The organism is Streptomyces sp. NPDC054956, assembly GCF_053609185.1.
Genome location: NZ_JBSGXB010000670.1, coordinates 1 through 1,056, shown reverse-complemented (window position 1 = coordinate 1,056; position 1,056 = coordinate 1). Strand labels below are relative to the sequence as shown.

Sequence of the window (1,056 nt, the reverse complement as noted above, 5' to 3'; positions counted from 1 at the left end):
ACTCCCAGGCGCGCACCGTGTTGTCCTGCGAGAGCGACAGCGCGCCCCGGCCGTCGGGGTTCATCAGGACGGCCCTGACGCGATCCCGGTGATCCTTGAACGTGCGCAGACACCGGCCCGTGGCCAGGCTCCACACCCGTACCGTGTCGTCCTCGCCGCCCGTGACGGCGTACGAGAGGTCCTCGCTGACCGACACGGTGCCTATCTCTCCGGTGGGCGTGGTCACGGTCCGGACGCACGTGGCGTCCTCCAGGTTCCACACGCGCAGCGCATGGCCGTGCGAGGCGATGACGGCCGCCCTTCCCCCGCGGTCCATCCAGGCGGCGGTGACGCGGCCGGTGTCCGGGAGGGTTTGGAGACGGCTGCCGGTGGCCAGGTCCCACAGCTGGGTCGGGGTGCTGTCGTTGCTGGTGACCAGGGCCCGCTTCCCGTCGAGGGTCACCCGTACCGTGAACGATTCCTCGTCGCGCTGGTCCGGCCAGGTCCGCATGCGCGGGTCGAAACGCCGCAGGACCCGGCGGCTCGGGAGGTCCCACACCCAGACGAACTGCTCCACGACGGCCGCCACCACCTGCCCGTCGCCACTGAGCGAGGGCGAACCGACCCGGTACAGCGACCGCTTGCCCGGAACGGTGAACTCGTGCAGACAGCGGCCCTCCTTCACGTCCCAGAACCGCACCTCGTTGTTGGTGAAGACCGAGACCGCATACCGCGCGTCCGCGCTGATGGCGACCGCACTCGCCCAGGTCGGCGACCCCTTGAGGACGCGGATGCACTTCCCGGTCGCCAGCTCCCAGACGCGCGCCGCGCCGTCGCCCCCCGCGGACACCGCGTACCGCCAGTCGGGAGTCGGACGCACCTCCAGCCGCAAGGGGCGCCTCTTGTGCCCGTGATCGACGTGCCAGGGGGCATCGACCTTGGCCACACACGTGCCGTCGGCCGCCTCGTCGGCGGCCAGGGCGCGCTGGGCGGCCCCGGCCTCCGGGGTGCCCGGCCGCTCGTCCTCGAGGCCGTCGAGGAGCGTGCGCGCGCTCGCGCGGTCGCCCCGCTCCAAGT

General features: G+C 72.5%; 1 protein-coding gene. It reads right to left on the bottom strand.

Annotated features, from left to right (window positions below):
• On the bottom strand, positions 1–1,056 hold a 1,056-nt coding region (locus ACWGDE_RS39180; RefSeq protein ID WP_453393852.1), incomplete at both ends, for a WD40 repeat domain-containing protein.